General features: G+C 53.2%; 16 protein-coding genes. 7 read left to right on the plus strand and 9 right to left on the minus strand.

Features of this window, described 5'->3' with window-relative positions; translation table 11 throughout:
- Window positions 1-63: 63 nt before the first annotated feature.
- From BLV67_RS08725 to BLV67_RS08745, 5 genes are all read right to left on the minus strand, one after another.
- Window positions 64-501, minus strand: a complete 438-nt coding sequence (locus BLV67_RS08725) for a hypothetical protein (protein WP_069788617.1) — start codon at window positions 499-501, stop codon at window positions 64-66.
- The gene (locus BLV67_RS08730) at window positions 476-1,000 is read right to left on the minus strand and encodes a hypothetical protein (protein WP_069788616.1); all 525 of its coding nucleotides are present in this window, start codon (window positions 998-1,000) and stop codon (window positions 476-478) included. Before BLV67_RS08730 ends, BLV67_RS08725 begins: the two co-directional genes overlap by 26 nt.
- A gap of 2 nt (window positions 1,001-1,002) precedes the next feature.
- The gene (locus tag BLV67_RS08735; protein ID WP_069788615.1) at window positions 1,003-1,488 is read right to left on the minus strand and encodes a RuvC family protein; all 486 of its coding nucleotides are present in this window, start codon (window positions 1,486-1,488) and stop codon (window positions 1,003-1,005) included.
- Between the two features lie 20 nt (window positions 1,489-1,508).
- Window positions 1,509-2,267, minus strand: coding sequence for a PDDEXK family nuclease (locus BLV67_RS08740; RefSeq protein ID WP_069788614.1), 759 nt, complete (start codon window positions 2,265-2,267; stop codon window positions 1,509-1,511).
- Between the two features lie 163 nt (window positions 2,268-2,430).
- Complete coding sequence (locus BLV67_RS08745; protein WP_069788613.1) at window positions 2,431-4,620, minus strand: hypothetical protein; 2,190 nt, start codon at window positions 4,618-4,620, stop codon at window positions 2,431-2,433.
- 484 nt (window positions 4,621-5,104) lie between these two features.
- Here BLV67_RS08745 and BLV67_RS08750 point away from each other — a divergent pair, with 484 nt between their 5' ends.
- Both BLV67_RS08750 and BLV67_RS32340 read left to right on the plus strand, forming a co-directional pair.
- On the plus strand, window positions 5,105-6,394 hold the full coding sequence (locus BLV67_RS08750) for a hypothetical protein (protein WP_069788612.1): 1,290 nt from the start codon (window positions 5,105-5,107) through the stop codon (window positions 6,392-6,394).
- A gap of 71 nt (window positions 6,395-6,465) precedes the next feature.
- Window positions 6,466-7,092 (plus strand): hypothetical protein, encoded by a 627-nt coding sequence (locus BLV67_RS32340; protein WP_141722779.1) that lies wholly within the window; start codon window positions 6,466-6,468, stop codon window positions 7,090-7,092.
- 83 nt (window positions 7,093-7,175) lie between these two features.
- On the opposite strand, the gene BLV67_RS08755 is transcribed toward BLV67_RS32340, so the two are convergent.
- The gene (locus BLV67_RS08755; protein WP_141722778.1) at window positions 7,176-7,913 is read right to left on the minus strand and encodes a hypothetical protein; all 738 of its coding nucleotides are present in this window, start codon (window positions 7,911-7,913) and stop codon (window positions 7,176-7,178) included.
- A gap of 107 nt (window positions 7,914-8,020) precedes the next feature.
- Between BLV67_RS08755 and BLV67_RS08760 the strand changes: the two genes are divergently transcribed.
- The 3 genes from BLV67_RS08760 (at window position 8,021) to BLV67_RS08770 (ending at window position 10,664) form a co-directional block, all read left to right on the plus strand.
- A complete protein-coding gene (locus BLV67_RS08760) occupies window positions 8,021-8,326 on the plus strand; it encodes a hypothetical protein (RefSeq protein ID WP_069788610.1) in 306 nt (101 codons plus the stop codon).
- 768 nt (window positions 8,327-9,094) lie between these two features.
- Window positions 9,095-9,625, plus strand: coding sequence for a type IV toxin-antitoxin system AbiEi family antitoxin domain-containing protein (locus BLV67_RS08765; protein ID WP_069788609.1), 531 nt, complete (start codon window positions 9,095-9,097; stop codon window positions 9,623-9,625).
- Between the two features lie 55 nt (window positions 9,626-9,680).
- Window positions 9,681-10,664 carry a hypothetical protein gene (locus tag BLV67_RS08770; protein WP_069788608.1) on the plus strand — a complete coding sequence of 328 codons (984 nt, stop codon included), beginning with the start codon at window positions 9,681-9,683 and terminating at the stop codon, window positions 10,662-10,664.
- 689 nt (window positions 10,665-11,353) lie between these two features.
- Here the strand turns inward: BLV67_RS08770 and BLV67_RS08780 are convergent.
- Window positions 11,354-12,445 carry a tyrosine-type recombinase/integrase gene (locus tag BLV67_RS08780; protein WP_074854441.1) on the minus strand — a complete coding sequence of 364 codons (1,092 nt, stop codon included), beginning with the start codon at window positions 12,443-12,445 and terminating at the stop codon, window positions 11,354-11,356.
- A 142-nt stretch (window positions 12,446-12,587) separates the two neighbouring features.
- Between BLV67_RS08780 and dusA the strand changes: the two genes are divergently transcribed.
- On the plus strand, window positions 12,588-13,568 hold the full coding sequence (dusA, locus tag BLV67_RS08785; RefSeq protein WP_069788605.1) for a tRNA dihydrouridine(20/20a) synthase DusA: 981 nt from the start codon (window positions 12,588-12,590) through the stop codon (window positions 13,566-13,568).
- A 394-nt stretch (window positions 13,569-13,962) separates the two neighbouring features.
- Window positions 13,963-14,889 carry a transaldolase gene (tal, locus tag BLV67_RS08795; RefSeq protein WP_065929198.1) on the plus strand — a complete coding sequence of 309 codons (927 nt, stop codon included), beginning with the start codon at window positions 13,963-13,965 and terminating at the stop codon, window positions 14,887-14,889.
- A gap of 197 nt (window positions 14,890-15,086) precedes the next feature.
- On the opposite strand, the gene rssC is transcribed toward tal, so the two are convergent.
- Together rssC and rssB are read right to left on the minus strand one after the other, a co-directional pair.
- Complete coding sequence (rssC, locus tag BLV67_RS08800; RefSeq protein ID WP_010212025.1) at window positions 15,087-15,569, minus strand: anti-sigma factor antagonist RssC; 483 nt, start codon at window positions 15,567-15,569, stop codon at window positions 15,087-15,089.
- Window positions 15,569-16,750: a two-component system response regulator RssB gene (gene rssB, locus BLV67_RS08805; RefSeq protein ID WP_069788603.1), complete on the minus strand. Its 1,182-nt coding sequence runs from the start codon at window positions 16,748-16,750 to the stop codon at window positions 15,569-15,571. Before rssB ends, rssC begins: the two co-directional genes overlap by 1 nt.
- Window positions 16,751-16,827: the final 77 nt, after the last annotated feature.

Below are 16,827 nucleotides of genomic sequence, written 5' to 3' on the forward strand. Positions count from 1 at the left end.
GCAATGGCTTCCAAATGATGTTCTGCACCGCACGTGCGAGAGGTCGGATAGCCTGGAACGCCGTCATGCCCTGATGCCCGCTTCGCTGTTTGCGCACAAGCCGTTTTTGCTTACAAACACCGCTTCGAGGATGACCATTGAGTCGAGGTCGCGGGGCTGCAGGGCTTTGGGGTCTGGGTCGTGGGCCTGATGACCATCCCAGTAAACAGCGTGCAGGTTGTAGCCGTTGCGGGAGAGGATTGTGAGGATTGCGGGGCGGTCTCGGACAACATCGAGGCTGCAGGGGTTGCCGGTGGTTTGGAGGTGCTGATAGAAGTCCGGGAAAGTGGCATAGACAGGGCTCAGTCCCAGGCTGATAAGGGCGTTGCAGGTGTCAGCTGCCGTTGTGCCACGCAAGTCTGCCTGAAGCCCGAAGCATGTCAGGGCCTGTTCATAGGTTATGCCGAGAGCGTTCGCCAAGCTGGCAATTCCGCAGTCAGTCTGAGTCCGTTGGGTGATCATTCGAAAGCTCTTTTGTTTTTGTTTTTGCGAGCTGCAGGGCGTCTTGTTGTTGCTGTGCCAGGACTTGGGCAATGTCTTGATCAATCATCGTGGTAGGTATTAGAGCGATGCCTGTTCCTGTCTCACCTCCCTCCTGGCGGATGACGATTTCGCGTCTGGCCGGGGCAGCGAACTGATCGGGGAACATCCTCTGCAGGATGTCGATCGCTACCCTCGGATCATTCATTGCGCCCTTGAGAGCGGCGTCACTTAGCTTTTGGCCCACCTTTGCCCGTGAGGCCTCGATCGTGTCCAGAAATTCCAAGAGGAGCTCTTCATCCCGACTCAGATTTTCTCGATCAGGATTCGCGTCGGAAATCTCCTGAGCCTGGTTTTTCCAGAAGTAGAAAGTGGAGCGCGGAAGGCCAACGCCACCAACAGCAACCTCGATCAAGGGGGTTTTGGTTAGCGCGATGCCCAGGCGCTTAATGAGATCCCTGGTCAGTGATTTGGCAGCCATGGTCACTCCAAAAGCCGGATGCCATATTTGGCGATCATCAGAGAGTCGGAGATGCCATCTTTGACTGACGGAGTGCCGTCCTTGCGCTTACGCCCGTAGATCCCCGGGGCCTTGAAAATCTCGAATGCAACTTCGGCGGTCTGCTCTTTTGAGAGCCCAATGAGGTACTGATGGCCCTTCCACTGCTGAGGAGTGGCATAGACCAGCTTGACCGCGTAGACCTCTGCAAGAGCCCTAACAACGCCGTACGAATCGCCGAAGCTGAACATTGAAACGACGCCCTGGCCTGGACGTGCACCCACCTTTTCAATGACCGCCAGCTCAATTTGATGGGTCTCAAAAATTGCTTGCAGACCTTTCGGGCATACTTTGTCCTTGCCTCCGATTTTCACCGTTGGCATAGAGTAAGTAGCAATGAGATTCATGTTCTCGTCAATTACTGACAAGCCCCCGGACTTGCCGGGGTCGATACCTAAAATGAGGCGCATGTTGACTGACTTTATTATTTTTATTGTACAGTCATTGTAACACTTGTTGATTGTTGTTTGTGCGCAAAAAAGCCTGGATGGCTATTCATTCCGTCTACGCTGAGTTGTTCTTTCAGAGACGGCAGATTACGTCCGAAGTTTTGAACAAGCCACTTGTAACGATCGGACTTTCGGAAAGCGGCTTCTTGGCCTTCGTAGCAGTAGTCGAACCCTTGCTTTTTGGCCCAGTCTTCCATTGTCATTGATGTGCCATCAACACGCGGCTTAACCCAGGGGCATTTGATATTGCGATTTGAGAATATGAAGACGATGTGAATGTGGTTCTGCTTTGCAGCACAGATGTATTTTCTAGCAGTTTCAAGATCCGCGATAACCCCTTTGCCCTCGTAGACGATTCGATCATTTAGGGGGTCGATCCAGTCTGGCTGGTAGCTATGCTCGACATAGTAAGGAATCTTGTAAGCGGAAGGCTCGTAATCGAAGCCCTTCATGCCGCCAAAGTGCCCCATTCTGAATTCACTCCAGCTCCGATATGGGCGCGGGTAGCGAGGCAGGTCTGGAGTCTTGATGATTGACTCACCATCCTCAAACTTGCGCTGGTATGCCTGACGATTGTAGTCATTCCAGGGGAAGGCTTGCTCGACTTCATAACACGCATCAGCACATAGCTTTAGTAGTTCATTGTCTACATTGAGATAGCCGTGTGGCTTCTGGAAGTGTTTAGCGTATGAATCTGATTTAAAGATGTCAGCAATTTTCTGCGGATCTAGACCTTTCACGGATGCACTCTCTTATTCTTATTATGTGCTGCTATGATCTTATTATCGTTAATGAGCAAAACCTGGCGCAACACCTAATTGCGCGTTTTATTCAATTATCTTAATTCTTTCTTGTGTCGGACAACTTGCTGTGAATTAGGGGCATCCTTGCCCCGGCAATCCCTTAAAGCCCCGTGTACTCTTTCATTTGCTCAAGCGACTTTGGATCAATGATGTAGTAGTACCCTGACTTACCGCCATCCTTCCGCTTTGTTTTCAAACCATGGAGAGACATGATTTCGGATATTGCGCCTTGCTTGCTGCGGTCAGAGACGCTGCCAGTGTTCTTGGGCATTTTGAATCCAGCCAGGATTGCTTCGTGCCTGACAGCGTTGATTCGATCGTAGAGAGCCACTGAGTCGGCTGGAGTCCAGTTGTCATTGAGCAGGCCAGTGTGCAGCTCCTGGACAAGCTCTTCGAAGGAGGTTGATGGCTCGACGAAGAGCTTGCGGTAGTTGTCCAGCTTCACCTGCCCGATGCCTTCACCCCAAAACTGTGCGTCGTGGAAGCTGAGCTCTTTGCGTTTAAGGCCTGTCTGAGCTGCGAAGCGGATGGCTGCAAAATGCTCTGCTTCGCTGCTGGAGCCGATCTTTTTGGTGCGCTTGGCCTGGGCTTCGGTTGCTGCGGTAGCGTTCAGAATAGTCAGCGCGGTGTCCTTCTTCACTGCTCTGCGACCGGCGCTGTTCGCTTTGAAGCCTTCGATGCCAAGGTCGTTGTCGTTCGGGATCATCTCCAGGCAGAACCCCTGGCGTTTGAGCTCGTAGGGCAGCGTCAGTTGGATGTTGTCGCGGAGCCAGCCAGTGCGCTTCATGTGATCTTTCCGAGCAGCATCAAAGTCTGATTTGGTAGAGGCATCGAACTCGACGTCAGCGATCTCCTCACGCTTGTTCTGGGGGTTCCTGATGCCAATCACGAACTCGCAGGCGGTGCGGTCACGGCGCATCATCTGAATTGCTGAGCGTGGTGTGACAGAGCCCTCAAACAAGCCGTAATGCGCCTGGAAATGGCCAGAGGTGATGCTCAAGGCGCTGGTGATCGCGGGGGAGTAGATCACCACCTGATGTTCGCGAGTGTTTGGGTTCGCGATGAAGGCTGATTGGGCTGGCCATCCTGCGGTTTTACTGGTGATGACTAGGGGATCAATGCCAGCCTTTTCCAGGACTTTACCAAGAGATTCGGCGTCTCTGGCGATGTCGATGGCGATCAGAGTGTTCTGGCCTGCCTGGGCTGCAGAGAGGGCCATGGCACGCACCTGGTCGAGGGCGCCTACTTTGCAGTTGACGTCAGTGTGAGCCTGATCAATCTCGAAGCAGTGGATGAACTCCTTACCTTTTTTGATCAGGGCCAGACATTCGTCGTTGACGTCAGCGTCTGCAAAGACCACTGATTTCGCGTTGTGTACGACCTGCTTGAGGGTGTTCCAGACGGTCTCACGCTGCTGCACAGAACCTTCAAAGACGTGATCGAGCACCTGCGCGGCTTCGTCAATCACGAGTAGGTCGACATCTTTGATGAAGTCGTCGAATTTTGCGCTGATCAGAGAGTTGACGACGACCTTCAGACCGCGAGTCTTTTGCATTTGACCGGGCTGTACATCTTCGTAGTCAACGAGCCCTGGGATGTCGAGGCTTTTGATGATTGAACGGCGATGAGAGATCACCAGCACCTTCTTGTCGGCTGCCAGGAAGTCTTGGATGCAGGGGTTGATGACGAGCGAGCTTTTGCCCCAGCCGGTGGGGCACTTGATCAGGGCACGGCGGTCGCGACGAAGGAGAACCGAGCGGAGCCAAGATGCTGAGGCGGGTTTGTGGATCACAGGGAAGTCATGGCTATCACTTTTTGAATCGAAGAACGCCTGAACGCGAAGTGTTTTATCAGCAATAACCATTGCACATTCGGCCTCACTTTTTCCAGACACCAAGGCCAGGCGCTGAGCGGCGACTGCTTTGTCTCCGGCAATATATGTATCCCGAGCCAATTCGTAGGCTGCTTTACTGAAATTGCCTTCAGTCATCTCGTTTTTGAGCACTAGCAGCGCAACGTCAGACCTGTTCAGTTGATAGACGTTGTCTGTGATTTTCCCGTAGAGAGGATCGTAAAGGCCTGATGCGGTTCTAAATGCCGCCTCAACTGCTTGGCTTGCAGAGTTGGAGATGCTCACCAGTCTTTTAAGGCTTGGATATTCGCTCTTAATGTACTGCGTAGAATCTGTTAGATCATCAGCCATAACAGTTTGGAATCCATTGATTGGAAAATCCATTCCAATAATGACCGTGTTGCCAGCGCCAGTGATATTTTGTTCGACCTGATGCATTTCGATTTTCTCTCAGTATTGTTGTCGTGCTTCTGTGCACATTTGTATTGTTGAACATGAGCAAAAGACCATGCAATACCTTTCTGGGTTGACAGTTGGACATATTGAGGTATGCAAATAACGCTCGGTTGATTGAGGGATATCAAGGTAACGCCGGGTTGATTTCGGTTGCGCAAAAATGAGGCTAGGGAGTGAAGCGTAACGCAGCGTTGTCATTTCAGTTTCTCTTAACCAAATCACTTGCCAACCCTATAGCCCTGGTGTTTTCTATCAGCAATCACCTTCAACCACCCCTTTCCTTTTATAAAAGGAGAGACCCGTTGAGGGTAAAGCGGGTTTAATTGGCTAAGAAAAACGGAAGTGGATTTCCTTTCATATACCCCGACTTCCGAAATTGACAAGCGAAATAGGTGTTGCACTGGCTTTTGCTCATATACAACACTATGAATGTGCGAGAGAGCACAACATAACAAGAGAGACCATCATGACTACAAAAGCAATTAAATTCGCAACTCAGAACACTGCTGAAACTCGCTACGTACAAAATCGCGAGGCCCAGTCGTTCCGCCAGTTCTACAACCATTTACTTCTCAATCAGCGCATGAGCGATCTAAAGGATGGGCCTACCTTTACGCCATCTTTTTTCCGCGCCCCTGAGAGAAACATGGAGAATGTGATTGCGACAAGCATGGTGATCTTTGACGTTGATCAAAAACCAGAAGATGACCTTGTCAGCCTTGAAGAAGTTGAAGATGCCCTGATTGATCTAGGCCTTGAGCATGCTGTCTACACCTCATACAGCAACTCCGCCGAATGCCCGCGCTTTCGAATCGTGCTTCCGCTTGATCGGGCGATCTACCCAGATGAATTTCTGACTGTATCCGCTGCAGCCCTTGAGGCCTTGGACGAGTTCCTCGATGGTCGACTGCTGAAGGTCATAGACGGTTGCTGGAGAGAGACAGCCCGCTGCTACTACACGTTCACAACGCACCCTGAGCGTCGCAAAGGCGCTATCAGCTTCTACAACCCCGGCGAGCCCCTGAACGTCCTAGACCTCAAGCTGGCTCAAAGTAGCTATGGCATCGACGCTCAGTACAGCAAGACTATAAAACCCCGCACCCCCGGCACTGCAGTCGGCGCAGCAGGCCGCAGCTTCGAGCTCAATCGCATCCTGGGTGGCCTGTTCCGCTCCGCCAACGAAGACCAGATCGTTCAAAAAATCTTGGAGGTCGATCAGGAGCAGAATCACGGAAACGAATACTTCCTCGATCAATCCTATGCGCGTCACAAACCACGCCCTGGCGAAAGCAAAGACGCCGCAGCACTCCGCGCATGCCGCTCCTGGGTCAGGTCTCATCTAAACTGGCTGCGCCGCAAAGCCAAGGGCATAGACACTACGATCGTCAATCGCAAGGCTCAGAGCAAAGAGCCCATGCCCACTCACGAGGCCCTGATCAAACTCAAGGAATTCAAACCAGGCAAGACCAAGGCAGGCGGCGAAACAGCCCTTGCCGAATTCGAAATTGTGAGCGGAGAGCACGCCGGCAGGCACGTCTGGCACCGCTTTTACGGCACCGGCAACCACCCAATAGCCATCAAAATCAGCACTGAGATGCTCGAAAAACTCAAGACCGCCGCCAGCCTCCCCACCAGCAGCTTCGACGATGCTTTGAAAGCAAAAGACGTGATCGTCCACGCCAGAATCAAGCTCAAGGCAGGGACTGGGGGATTCCCTGATCAAAACGAAATCGGGACGTTCTTCACCCAGCAGTGAGTCGTGCTATCGTCAGCTAGCCATCGTCACCAGAGCGCTGGCTGACTTAAGGGACTATCGGAGTTAGAGCCATGATCCAGCTTTCAAGGCTAAGCAATGCCTTGCGCTATGTTGGCGAGAGCGTCATCGCGCTCAAGGAAATCACCGTATTTTACGTTCATACCGGGCGAAACGCATGGCACTCGACCTGGATCGCCAGATACTCTCCAGGCTGCATGCATACGACACTCAAGTCCGCAAAAGCCTATGCAGAAACAAAGCGCGTACAAGGAACAACCTTCAATATCTCAGAGCTCCCAGCGCTAATAATCTCTTCAAATATAGGCTCTGTAGTTGTCACGCAGATAAATTCAAAGAATCCCCTCTCTGGCTACTCCCGAAACGCAGTCAGGCTCACGCACCACAGTCATGAACTGATGGAAGGCCATCTGAATGACTATCTCAGTACTGGCGCCCCCATCTATGGTGCGATTCTCTCATTTGAACGCGATAGTCGATTTTGGAATAACCCGCCCTCACATTCAAATTCGTTAATTATCACTGAAACACCTGAAATAGATCCAGACACCTCCGAAATCAAGGTCGAAATCCTGAAATACAAGTCGTTCTCTCAGGGTGGGCAATATACGATGGGGTGGAAAACGCATAAAAGTGACGTATCTCCCAGTGGTATTGCCGGGCTTCGATTAGATGAGTAACAGGGAAAAACCTGGACACACCTAGACATTTCCAACTATTTCAGCCCTTGACACCTGACAAGTGCAACCTGGCGAATGGTAATTCAGAATGGGATTGCTTCGGATGTCATTCGCTGAGCGTACCGAACCAAAAACTCACCTTGGCCATTTTTAATTTCGTCACGAACGTGGGATCTGATGCTCTTGTAGATTTCACTGTACTTCGCATGATTCGTTATCGCGCCATGAAAGGCATTATCTACATCCATAGGCCTGGATGGATAGATGCCATGGCATGTAGGCTTAAGGTCAGCAAGGCTCAGACGCTTCTTAGTCAGCATTGACACTAAAGCCATGTAATAGGCGACAACAACGATATCTATATTCTGCGAGTAGCCGAACTCTCGTATCTGCTGCAACTGCGGATTAATGAACGCAGCAACTTTAGAGTCAGCGATACCAGGCTCCAGCGAGTTAAATTTTTTCAGGGTGTCCGACCTCGACTCTCCGTCGCTAGTTATCATGGCCATTCCTGCGCCCCAAATGGCCATTCCAGTGACAAATCCTAGGTTAACAGGCAAAAGGAGGATCGTAGGAGCCATGAACAATAGCAACAACCCGATTATAACTGTCCCAAAACATATGCCTAACCAAGCAATCTCGACGGCTATAGCCCCAGCAAAAACAGCTAACCCTGCAAGCAGGAAAAACAACCCAACTATCTTTCTGACCATTTGAAATCCGTCCCATTGGTTTTTCGGCGCACATGATAGCATCTTGACACATACCCCCTCAAGAATGGCCAGGATCTCGAAATTGCCTACACCAAATCTTACACCCACGATTTGACACCCAACTACTTTAAGTTATACAGCAGATCACACTATTGCTTTCAAAAACACGCACTGAGACAATATAGCCATAATAAATACAAGTGAGCACTGGAATCATGAATATTGAAGAGATGAAATCGTCCGCCCTTAGAGCGACACAGGGGGATTGGGTCAGGATCAAAGAGGGTAATGAGGACGCCTTAATAAGCATCAATCACAACCTAACTCCCCAAGAAATGAAAGAACAAGATTTAAGCCCATATTGGGACGACGTTAGAAAATATGACCATAAAATCGCCAGGGTTTTGGACAGTTCAGAATGGATGAATTGTTCAGATCGCAATCTTAATTTCATGACAGCATGCTGCCCAAAGAAAGTCCTAGAGCTGATTCACGCTTACGAACAAATTGTAGATAAGTAAAGATGAAACTAGGCGCCAGGATTTAAACCCAGCAGCGCTTGCCACACAACAGGTTTTTTCTTTGCGCGCAAACCAACCAAACTTTGCACTCAAAAAAAAACCAACAGCTTTTGATTTATCCCCACATATAGGTTAACGGCAGTGATAATATAAAGATGTAGGCGGTTCCTCTCTCTTTCTGCCTATGCCTCTATTGTTTTTTGCTGCACCAGCCCTGGCCGGGCCTCTCTCTCCTGGCTGGGGCTTTTTTATGTTGCCAATTTGTCAATTTCGTTACCATTCGTCAGAGAAAGTAATGAGATAAAGTTGGGGCAGTGTCAGACAACTACCGGAATTGCTGGGGTTGCTGGGTGTGGTTGTCTGACACTGGGTGTTAGTACACTTAGTTGATTATTTCCCTGACGGTTTACAGAGATATTGTTTGCTCTTAGCCTTGCTCATGTCGGTTGACGGCACAACAGAAAAGAGAGCGAAACGATGGGCATGTGCGAGCGTATTCCTAATGATCTGATTACTGCTACCGAGGCTGCTGAGGTTCTGGGTGTGAGTCTGAACACGCTGAAGACCTGGCGCACCAGGAATCCAAATCTGGGCTACTTCCGGGGTCACAATCGCGACATTCGTTACTCGCTAAAAGAGTGCCAGCAGTACTATCGCCGTTCGTTTCAGAGGGTTGTGCCTGGGTCTGGCTCCCAATGATATGCCCCTGTGCTCGACAATTTATTATCAAAAATGATAGTTTTTTGTTGAGTGAAATGAGGGCTGGTGATGAATCGAAAGCTGCTGCTGGAATCCTGCAAAACGCTGGCTGCAGCCGGCGTCTGGTGTGTGCCTGAATCCACATTGATCGGGTTTGCAGGCTATCCAACAAAGGATTATTTCCGGGTCGCTATGGCCAGGCATGTCAGAGCTGGCATCGTCGAAAAGATCGCCCCCACGCTTTACTCAAATCCCTTCCTTGGCCCGCCTGCGGCTGGGCTGTTTCGCTTAACCAATTTTCTTCGTCCACTCGACAGCTTTTACCTGAGCTGTGAATCAGTGCTAAGCGAACACGGATGGATCAGCCAACTGCCTTTCTGCCTAACCTTTGTAACGACCGGCAGGAGTTATCGCTACAGCACGCTGCTGGGTGATATCGACTTTGTACACACTGAGGAAGACCCCGGTTCCTGGCATGGCCACATCACCAGGAATGAAGACCGCCAGGTGTGGGAAGCGTCCCCCGAAAAGGCCCTGGCTGACCTGCAGCGCTACCGGCGCAGCCTTGACCTGGTCTCGCCTGCGTCTGAACGCCCCTAATAGCCATAACCCCCGCCATGCAATATTATCCCCGATATTTGCGCGGGGCTCGATCATGCCGAAACCTTCCGACCTGGAGCTGAAGCGAAATCAGCTCGCACGACTTAAAGCCAATCTCGACGAGTGCGCCTATCGCTTGGCCGAGCCATTGACAGTAGAAGACCCGCACACACAGATTTTGCGCGCAAACGCGCTGTCCCAGCGCCTGAGTCTTGGCATGCTCATATCGAAAGGGGGCGAGACGAAAGCGGCACTTTCGAAGCAACTCGCGCAGTTGCCACAGGTCAGCGACATTCATGCCTTCCAAGAGCCCCCACTGGTAGAGCTCAGGGTTGGAAAGATCGCGAAGACTGACGAGCAGAGCTATGTAGAGCTTGTAGCTGAGTTTACAAGAGAGCTGGCTTTGCTAAATGAGCTGGAGGTCGAACAGGGCGAGGAGATTTCTACACCGGAACTGATCTCATCTCGAATCGAGTCGGCACCTAAGATTGGCAGGCCTGCAAAGAGCCCGATTGAAAACCTGGATAGAGGCTTGGCCGAGAATCATGGCATTGCTCGCCTAGCACTAGCAAAAGCGATGATAAATGAAGAGACCCCTAGGTCAATGGGTCGCCCAGCGCGCACCGTGGCCCAAGTCCAGGCGGAGTACGACAAGCGCAAGCAAGACCTAGATAAGTCGATTAGCGACCTAGAAACAAGGCTCCATGGCGTTGAGATACATGACCGCGCATCCAAAATCTATCGAGATGCCCTGGCTCAGTTCAAGCGTCTAGTCAAAGAGCTTGGCGGAGTCGATCAGATTGAAGCTCGGGCAGAAGTCACGCGCCTGGAAGGCCATCTGAAATTCCTAAAGCAGGATCGCAAGCGCTACATCGAGCTCGGCGAGCCCGATCTCCCCTTAGAGCATCACAACTCCCCACGCCTCCACCTGCTGTCAGCAAAGACAGAGCTGGCAGCCGTCCGCGACGTGTACGACCAGCTGACACTTCCGAGAGAGATTAAGCGCCTGAAGGATATCGAGGCCAAGAAATCCAAGTAGTCCCCAGCAGCTCCAGCTCCCAGGCAGCTTTGTTCCCAAACACCCCGCCAGGCAGCTCCTGGAAGGTTGGATTTGTGGGCAGCTAGAGCCAAATCGACAGGATGTACAGAATCATCACGAAGACAAACAGGCGTCGACACCAATTTTTGATGGTTTCCATTTTTGACCCTCGATGGACATATTATGGCATTTATTAACGCATGATTCCGCTTGTCGTGCAATGCCAATGCCCCGGTTTTGCTGGGGATTTCTCAGTTTTCCCTCACGCGGGGCTGAATTAGTACACCAAGTGTATTTTCAGTAAATTGCCAATTTGTCAATGGAGTGTCCGATATTTTCCGACGGACGGTGTTGCCAGGAATTCGATTTAGCAACATATTGATTCCAGAGGGCTGCGTGGTGTCGCCCAGTTGTGAGCACTGGAATGAGAGATGAATGCGTGCGTGAATGTCGAAGAGTTTGAGCTAGCTATCGATGGTGCAGCTGCGGAGCGGGAGCGTGCGAGGATTGCAGAGTCTCTGGGTTATCTAACTGAGAGCCAGGTAGCCACGCTTGCCGGCGTAAAGCGGTCAACGCTGGAATCATGGCGTAAAAGGTCGAAAGGCCCAGACTACATTCTGTTCGGAAATGAGCCCCTCTACTCAATCGCAGACGTGAAGGGCTACTTCGATTCGCTTGCTCAAGCCAGGTCAGACAGGAGTCATATCAGGGCTGCTCTGTGACTGATCCTCACCGGCTCTACGAAGGGCTTTTCGACGCTCAACAAGATGCACGGATTCGGCCTTGATATGAGTGTAGCGTCGCAGCATCTTCCAGTCCTTGTGACCAGTGAACAAGGACACTGCTTCAATATCGAGCTCTCGCGTGAAGAGATCAGTAGCAGCGGTGTGGCGAAGATCATGGAACCTCAAATCATCGATGCCAAGGGCTTGGCAAGCACGAGTGAATGAAGCACTCACTGACCTAGGGGCGTAAGGAAACAACCTTCCGGTTTTGCGACCACCCATAGCTTTTGTAATTGGCTCAACGAAGTCATCCAGCACCGGCACCTCGCCATGGTTACCCAATTTTTCAGTCGGATGCTTCCTGTCTCTGACAAGCATCACTCGACGGTCTAGATCAATGTCCTCAATCCTCAGCATGCAGATCTCTTCCTGTCTGAGCGAAGTCAGCACGGCAAATTCGATGACAGCAATCATGTCGATCGTGTTTCTCTTCATCTTTTGATAATGCTCACAAAGCTTGCTCAGCTCGCTCGGGCTCGCGACTCTGGTGCGCTCGTTGGAACGTACTTTGAGCCCCCGTCTTGCGAGTGAGCGTCGAACGTCAAGGGTGATGTCGGGATCTAAATTGAGGTTTCTGACGTAGCGGGCCCAGCTGAGCACAGCTCTGAGATAGGCGAGGTCAACAGCAATAGTGACCCCACCCGCCCCCTCCTTGACTCGACGATCAACGAAGTCTCGAACGACAGCTTCGCTCAGAGCCCGCAGCTTGACGTGCCCAATCTTGGCTTTCAGCGACTTCAGGACAGCTTTCTTGTTCTTTCCAAACGCCTTCACGCCGCCAACATGTTCTTCGTAGACGCTGACGAGATCTTCGAAATTGGCATTCTTCGGCGGATCAATGTAGTCGCCATTCGTAGAGAGCTTGAGCTGCTGCTCGATCTCTTTGGCCCATTTTCTGGCGTTTTTTTCGAGATCGAAGGTCTGTGCCCTGTAGAATCCTCCGATCCTCACCTGCGCCCTGACTTTGCCAGAGGGAAGCTTTGTGAACGTAGCCATATTCGTGTGCACCCCGTGTGCAATTCGGTAGGCACATATTATAGACACTATTACCACCCATTAGTCACCCCATGTGCACCCCGTGTGCACTCAGGGCTCAAAACCGCGTAAAATGGGTGCATCACGCTAGAAAAAATTACTTATGAATCAACAAGTTATATCAAGACGATTCTCCGTCGCGCCGATGATGGATTGGACCGACCGCCACTGCCGGTACTTCCTGCGCCTGCTCTCCAAGCACGCCCTGCTCTACACCGAGATGGTCACCACTGGCGCAATCCTCCACGGCGACCACGACCGCTTCCTGCGTCACAACGAAGCCGAGCACCCACTCGCGCTGCAGTTGGGCGGCAGTGTCCCCGCTGACCTAGCCGCTTGCGCGCGTATGGCTGAGGCTGCCGGTTACGATGAAGTGAACTTGAACGTCGGCTGCCCGAGTGATCGGGTGCAGAACAATATGATCGGCGCGATCTTGATGGCGCACCCGGCCCTGGTGGCGGAGTGTGTGAAGGCGATGCGGGATGCGGTGTCGATTCCGGTGACGGTGAAGCATCGTATCGGGATCAATGGGCGGGACAGTTATGCCGAGTTGTGTGATTTCGTTGGGACGGTGAGGGATGCGGGGTGTACGAGTTTTACGGTGCATGCGCGGATTGCGATTCTGGAGGGGTTGTCGCCGAAGGAGAATCGCGACATTCCGCCGTTGCGGTATGACGTGGCGGCGCAGTTGAAGCAGGATTTCCCGGCGTTGGAGATTGTGCTGAACGGCGGCATCAAGACGCTGGAGCAGTGCCAGGAGCATTTGCAGGTGTTTGATGGGGTGATGTTGGGGCGGGAGGCTTATCACAATCCGTATGTGTTGGCGCAGGTGGATCAGCAGTTGTTTGGCAGTGCGGCGCCGGTGGTGAGTCGGGCGCAGGTGTTGGCGCAGTTGCGGCCTTATATTGCCGAGCATTTGGCCAGCGGTGGGGCGATGCATCATGTTACTCGGCATGTGTTGGGGTTGGGGACCGGGTTTCCGGGGGCTCGGCGGTTCAGGCAGTTGTTGTCGGTGGATATTCATAAGGCGAGTGATCCGTTGGCGCTGTTGGATCAGGCTGGGGAGTTGTTGGAGGGGCGGTGATTTGGCAGGGTGGGTGTCAGTGGGTGGGTTTGGTGGGTGACAGGCCGCTTTCGCGGGCAAGCCAGCTCCCACAGTTGTGGGTGATGATCGTTCCCATGCTCTGCGTGGGAATGCAGGGCGTGACGCTCCGCGTCACCCTTGCGCAGGGCTTGAGCCGTGCGTGGGTGGCGGGACGCAGAGCGTCCCAGGATGCGTTACCGCGCGGAGCGTGGGAACGATCGGTAGAGTGGGTTGAACCTGTCGGGGGTTTTGGTCTCCTATTTAGCAGTATGGCCGGTGATTCAAACGGCTGTTTTCAGGTTGTTGCCCGCGCAAACGACCGAATGTATTTGCGCCCTTGAGCGCTTGTCGGCGCTCGGGTAATGTCATCAGACCCACAGGACAGAGCACGCCCATGACTTCCAAGCTGGAACAACTCAAGCAATTCACCACCGTTGTAGCCGATACCGGCGATTTTTCTACCCTCGCCAAGCTCAAGCCACAAGACGCCACCACCAACCCTTCCCTGCTGCTCAAGGCCGCTTCGATCTCAGGCTATGCCAAGCTGCTGGATGAGTGCGTTAAGGACTGCAACGGTGACGTGGGCCTGGCCAGCGACCGTTTTGCGGTGGCGGTAGGTCAAGAGATTCTCAAAGTCGTACCGGGGCGTATTTCCACTGAGGTGGATGCGCGCTTGTCGTTCGATGAAGCCGCGATTCTCAAGCGTGCGCATCGTCTGATCGACCTGTACGACAAAGCCGGCGTCGGCCGTGACCGTGTGCTGATCAAGATCGCCTCCACCTGGGAAGGCATCCGCGCGGCGGAGAAGCTGGAAAAAGAAGGCATTCAGACCAACCTGACGCTGCTGTTTTCGTTTGCCCAGGCCGTGGCCTGCGCCGAAGCCGGTGTGTTCCTGATTTCGCCGTTCGTGGGCCGTATCTACGATTGGTACAAGAAGGCCAACGGCAACGACTACACCGGTTCGGAAGATCCGGGCGTGCAGTCGGTGACGCGCATCTACAACTACTACAAGGCCAATGGCTATAAAACCGTAGTCATGGGTGCAAGCTTCCGTAACCTCAGCCAGATTGAAGAGCTGGCCGGCTGTGACCGCCTGACCATCAGCCCGGACCTGCTGGAGAAGCTGGCCGCCGATGAAGGCAAGCTGGAGCGCAAGTTGGCGCCAGGCCATGCCGGTGAAGCGCGGGTGCATCTGACTGAAGCGCAGTTCCGTTGGGAGTCCAACGAGGATGCGATGGCGACTGAGAAGCTGGCGGAGGGGATTCGTCAGTTTGCCCGGGACCAGGAGAAGCTGGAGGCGTTGTTGACTGCCAAGCTGTAAGGCAGGCAGCGACAAAAAGGGCGGCACCTGTGAGGGTGCCGCCCTTTTTTGTGTTTGCTGATCTCAAGCCGGTCACAGTTCAAACTGTGGGAGCGGGCTTGCTCGCGAATGCGGTGGGTCAGTTATGAATTTTCTGACTGACACACCGCATTCGCGAGCAAGCCCGCTCCCACATTGGATTGGGTTTCAACTGAAGGTCAGTGGCGCTCTAGGGCGTTGACCAAGTCGTGGAAGGCTTCGCGGTTGGACTCGTTCAGGCCCATCAAAATCTTGTGCGCTTCCAGCACCTTGACCCGTACGATTTCCTCGGACTGGTCTTGCGAAGGCAGGTCGGTCAGGCATTCCGGGCACGGGATCGGGCGGTCAACGATGTTGAACACTTGATCGAAGCCCATGGACTGCAACAGCCGGGTGATGTCTTCGTGGGTGGTGACCACCGTCGGCAACAGGCCGACCTTCTGCCGAGACAGAATGGACAACTTGGCCAAAAGGCCCAGGGTTGTGCTATCGATGCTGCGGGTTTCGGTCAGATCGATCACGATCGCTGAGAAGTTCAGCGCGGTGAAGATCCGCTCAATCGTCGCATCCAGCGCCGAACACAAGGTCAGGCGCACTTCACCCACAAACTTGAGGACGAAGGTCCCGTCTTGCTCGGCGAATTGGATTCTTCCGGTACTCATCAAAGATTCCTGCTCAACACCAATAGGGCGATATCATCCGGCATCTCCCCTAGCGTGGCCAATCCAAAAACTTGCCGCAGGCCATCCAGGCTGCCGCCCGCCGACTTGACCTTTTGGGGCAAGGCGGCTTCTTTCTCTTTGAGTGTAGGCTCTGGAAGCAGGTCCAGGATGCCGTCGGACATCAGCGTAAGGCTGAACGTCGGCGGCAGTTCCAGGATGTGGTCTTCGTAGGTGGCTTCGTTAAACAAGCCCACCGGCAAACCACGGCCTTCCAGGTAACGCACACTGTCGGGAGTGTATAAAACCGGCATCGGCAGGTGGCCGCCGATGCTGTAGGTCAAAAGACCGGTTTCTTCATCAATAACGCCGCCGACCATCGTCACGTGCTTGCCCAGCTTACAGCTGATCAGGCCCCGATTGATGTGGCCGAGCACCTGGGAGGGAGTGAACTCCGGCAAGGTGCCATTGCGCTTGGATTCGAATAACAGCCGTGTGGTCATGAACTTCAACAACACGGTCACAAAAGCAGAAGATGCGCCGTGGCCGGATACGTCGGCCAGGTAGAACGCCACACGTCGCTCATCGACGCGGAAGTAGTCGACGAAATCACCCGACAGGTACAGCGACGGGATGATCTGGTGCGCGAAATTGAATTCGTCAATGGTCCACGGGCTCACCGGCAGCATGTTCATCTGCACCTGGCGACCGGCGTTCTGGTCTTCCTGGAGCAGATTGAGGCTGGCTTCGAGTTCGCGGTTGGCGGTTTCGAGCTTTTCGCGGTAGCGCTGGTTTTCCAGCAACAGGCGAGCACGGTCGAGCGCGCGGCGCACCGAGTGCTCCAGCACCGCCAGGTCTTCCAGGGGCTTGATCAGGTAGTCGGCGGCGCCCAGGCGCAGGGCCTCGACAGCATCGTTCATCACGCCGGCACCGGACACAACAATCACTGGTGTCTGCGGCGCACGCTCGGTTACCTGGCGAATCAGCTCAAGGCCGCCCATCTGGGGCATGCGCAGGTCGCAGATCACGAGGTCGGGCTTGTCGCGCTCGAACACCTGGAGACCCTGTTGGCCATTGCTGGCCTGCAGGACGCTGAAGCCACTGTCTTCCAAATAGGCCGCGAGGCTCGCGCGCACTACTTCGTCGTCATCGATTATCAGCAGCGTGGCACTGGTTTTTTGCATGTGGGCAAACGGCGCCAGAATTAGGTTGGCGTAGGCGGCTCGGCAATGGCCGGGCTCACGTACTGGATTCGCTTTCT

It is taken from the genome of Pseudomonas salomonii, assembly GCF_900107155.1.
In the GTDB taxonomy this organism is placed as follows: domain Bacteria; phylum Pseudomonadota; class Gammaproteobacteria; order Pseudomonadales; family Pseudomonadaceae; genus Aquipseudomonas; species Aquipseudomonas salomonii.

Coding starts and splice junctions, on each gene's coding strand:
- BLV67_RS08760 (WP_069788610.1), top strand. CDS start 8,021: ATGAATATTGAAGAGATGAAATCGTCCGCCCTTAGAGCGACACAGGGG.
- BLV67_RS08735 (WP_069788615.1), bottom strand. CDS start 1,488: ATGCGCCTCATTTTAGGTATCGACCCCGGCAAGTCCGGGGGCTTGTCA.
- BLV67_RS08745 (WP_069788613.1), bottom strand. CDS start 4,620: ATGCATCAGGTCGAACAAAATATCACTGGCGCTGGCAACACGGTCATT.
- BLV67_RS08750 (WP_069788612.1), top strand. CDS start 5,105: ATGACTACAAAAGCAATTAAATTCGCAACTCAGAACACTGCTGAAACT.
- BLV67_RS08725 (WP_069788617.1), bottom strand. CDS start 501: ATGATCACCCAACGGACTCAGACTGACTGCGGAATTGCCAGCTTGGCG.
- rssC (WP_010212025.1), bottom strand. CDS start 15,569: ATGAGTACCGGAAGAATCCAATTCGCCGAGCAAGACGGGACCTTCGTC.
- tal (WP_065929198.1), top strand. CDS start 13,963: ATGACTTCCAAGCTGGAACAACTCAAGCAATTCACCACCGTTGTAGCC.
- BLV67_RS08770 (WP_069788608.1), top strand. CDS start 9,681: ATGCCGAAACCTTCCGACCTGGAGCTGAAGCGAAATCAGCTCGCACGA.
- dusA (WP_069788605.1), top strand. CDS start 12,588: ATGAATCAACAAGTTATATCAAGACGATTCTCCGTCGCGCCGATGATG.
- BLV67_RS08780 (WP_074854441.1), bottom strand. CDS start 12,445: ATGGCTACGTTCACAAAGCTTCCCTCTGGCAAAGTCAGGGCGCAGGTG.
- rssB (WP_069788603.1), bottom strand. CDS start 16,750: ATGCAAAAAACCAGTGCCACGCTGCTGATAATCGATGACGACGAAGTA.
- BLV67_RS32340 (WP_141722779.1), top strand. CDS start 6,466: ATGATCCAGCTTTCAAGGCTAAGCAATGCCTTGCGCTATGTTGGCGAG.
- BLV67_RS08765 (WP_069788609.1), top strand. CDS start 9,095: ATGAATCGAAAGCTGCTGCTGGAATCCTGCAAAACGCTGGCTGCAGCC.
- BLV67_RS08730 (WP_069788616.1), bottom strand. CDS start 1,000: ATGGCTGCCAAATCACTGACCAGGGATCTCATTAAGCGCCTGGGCATC.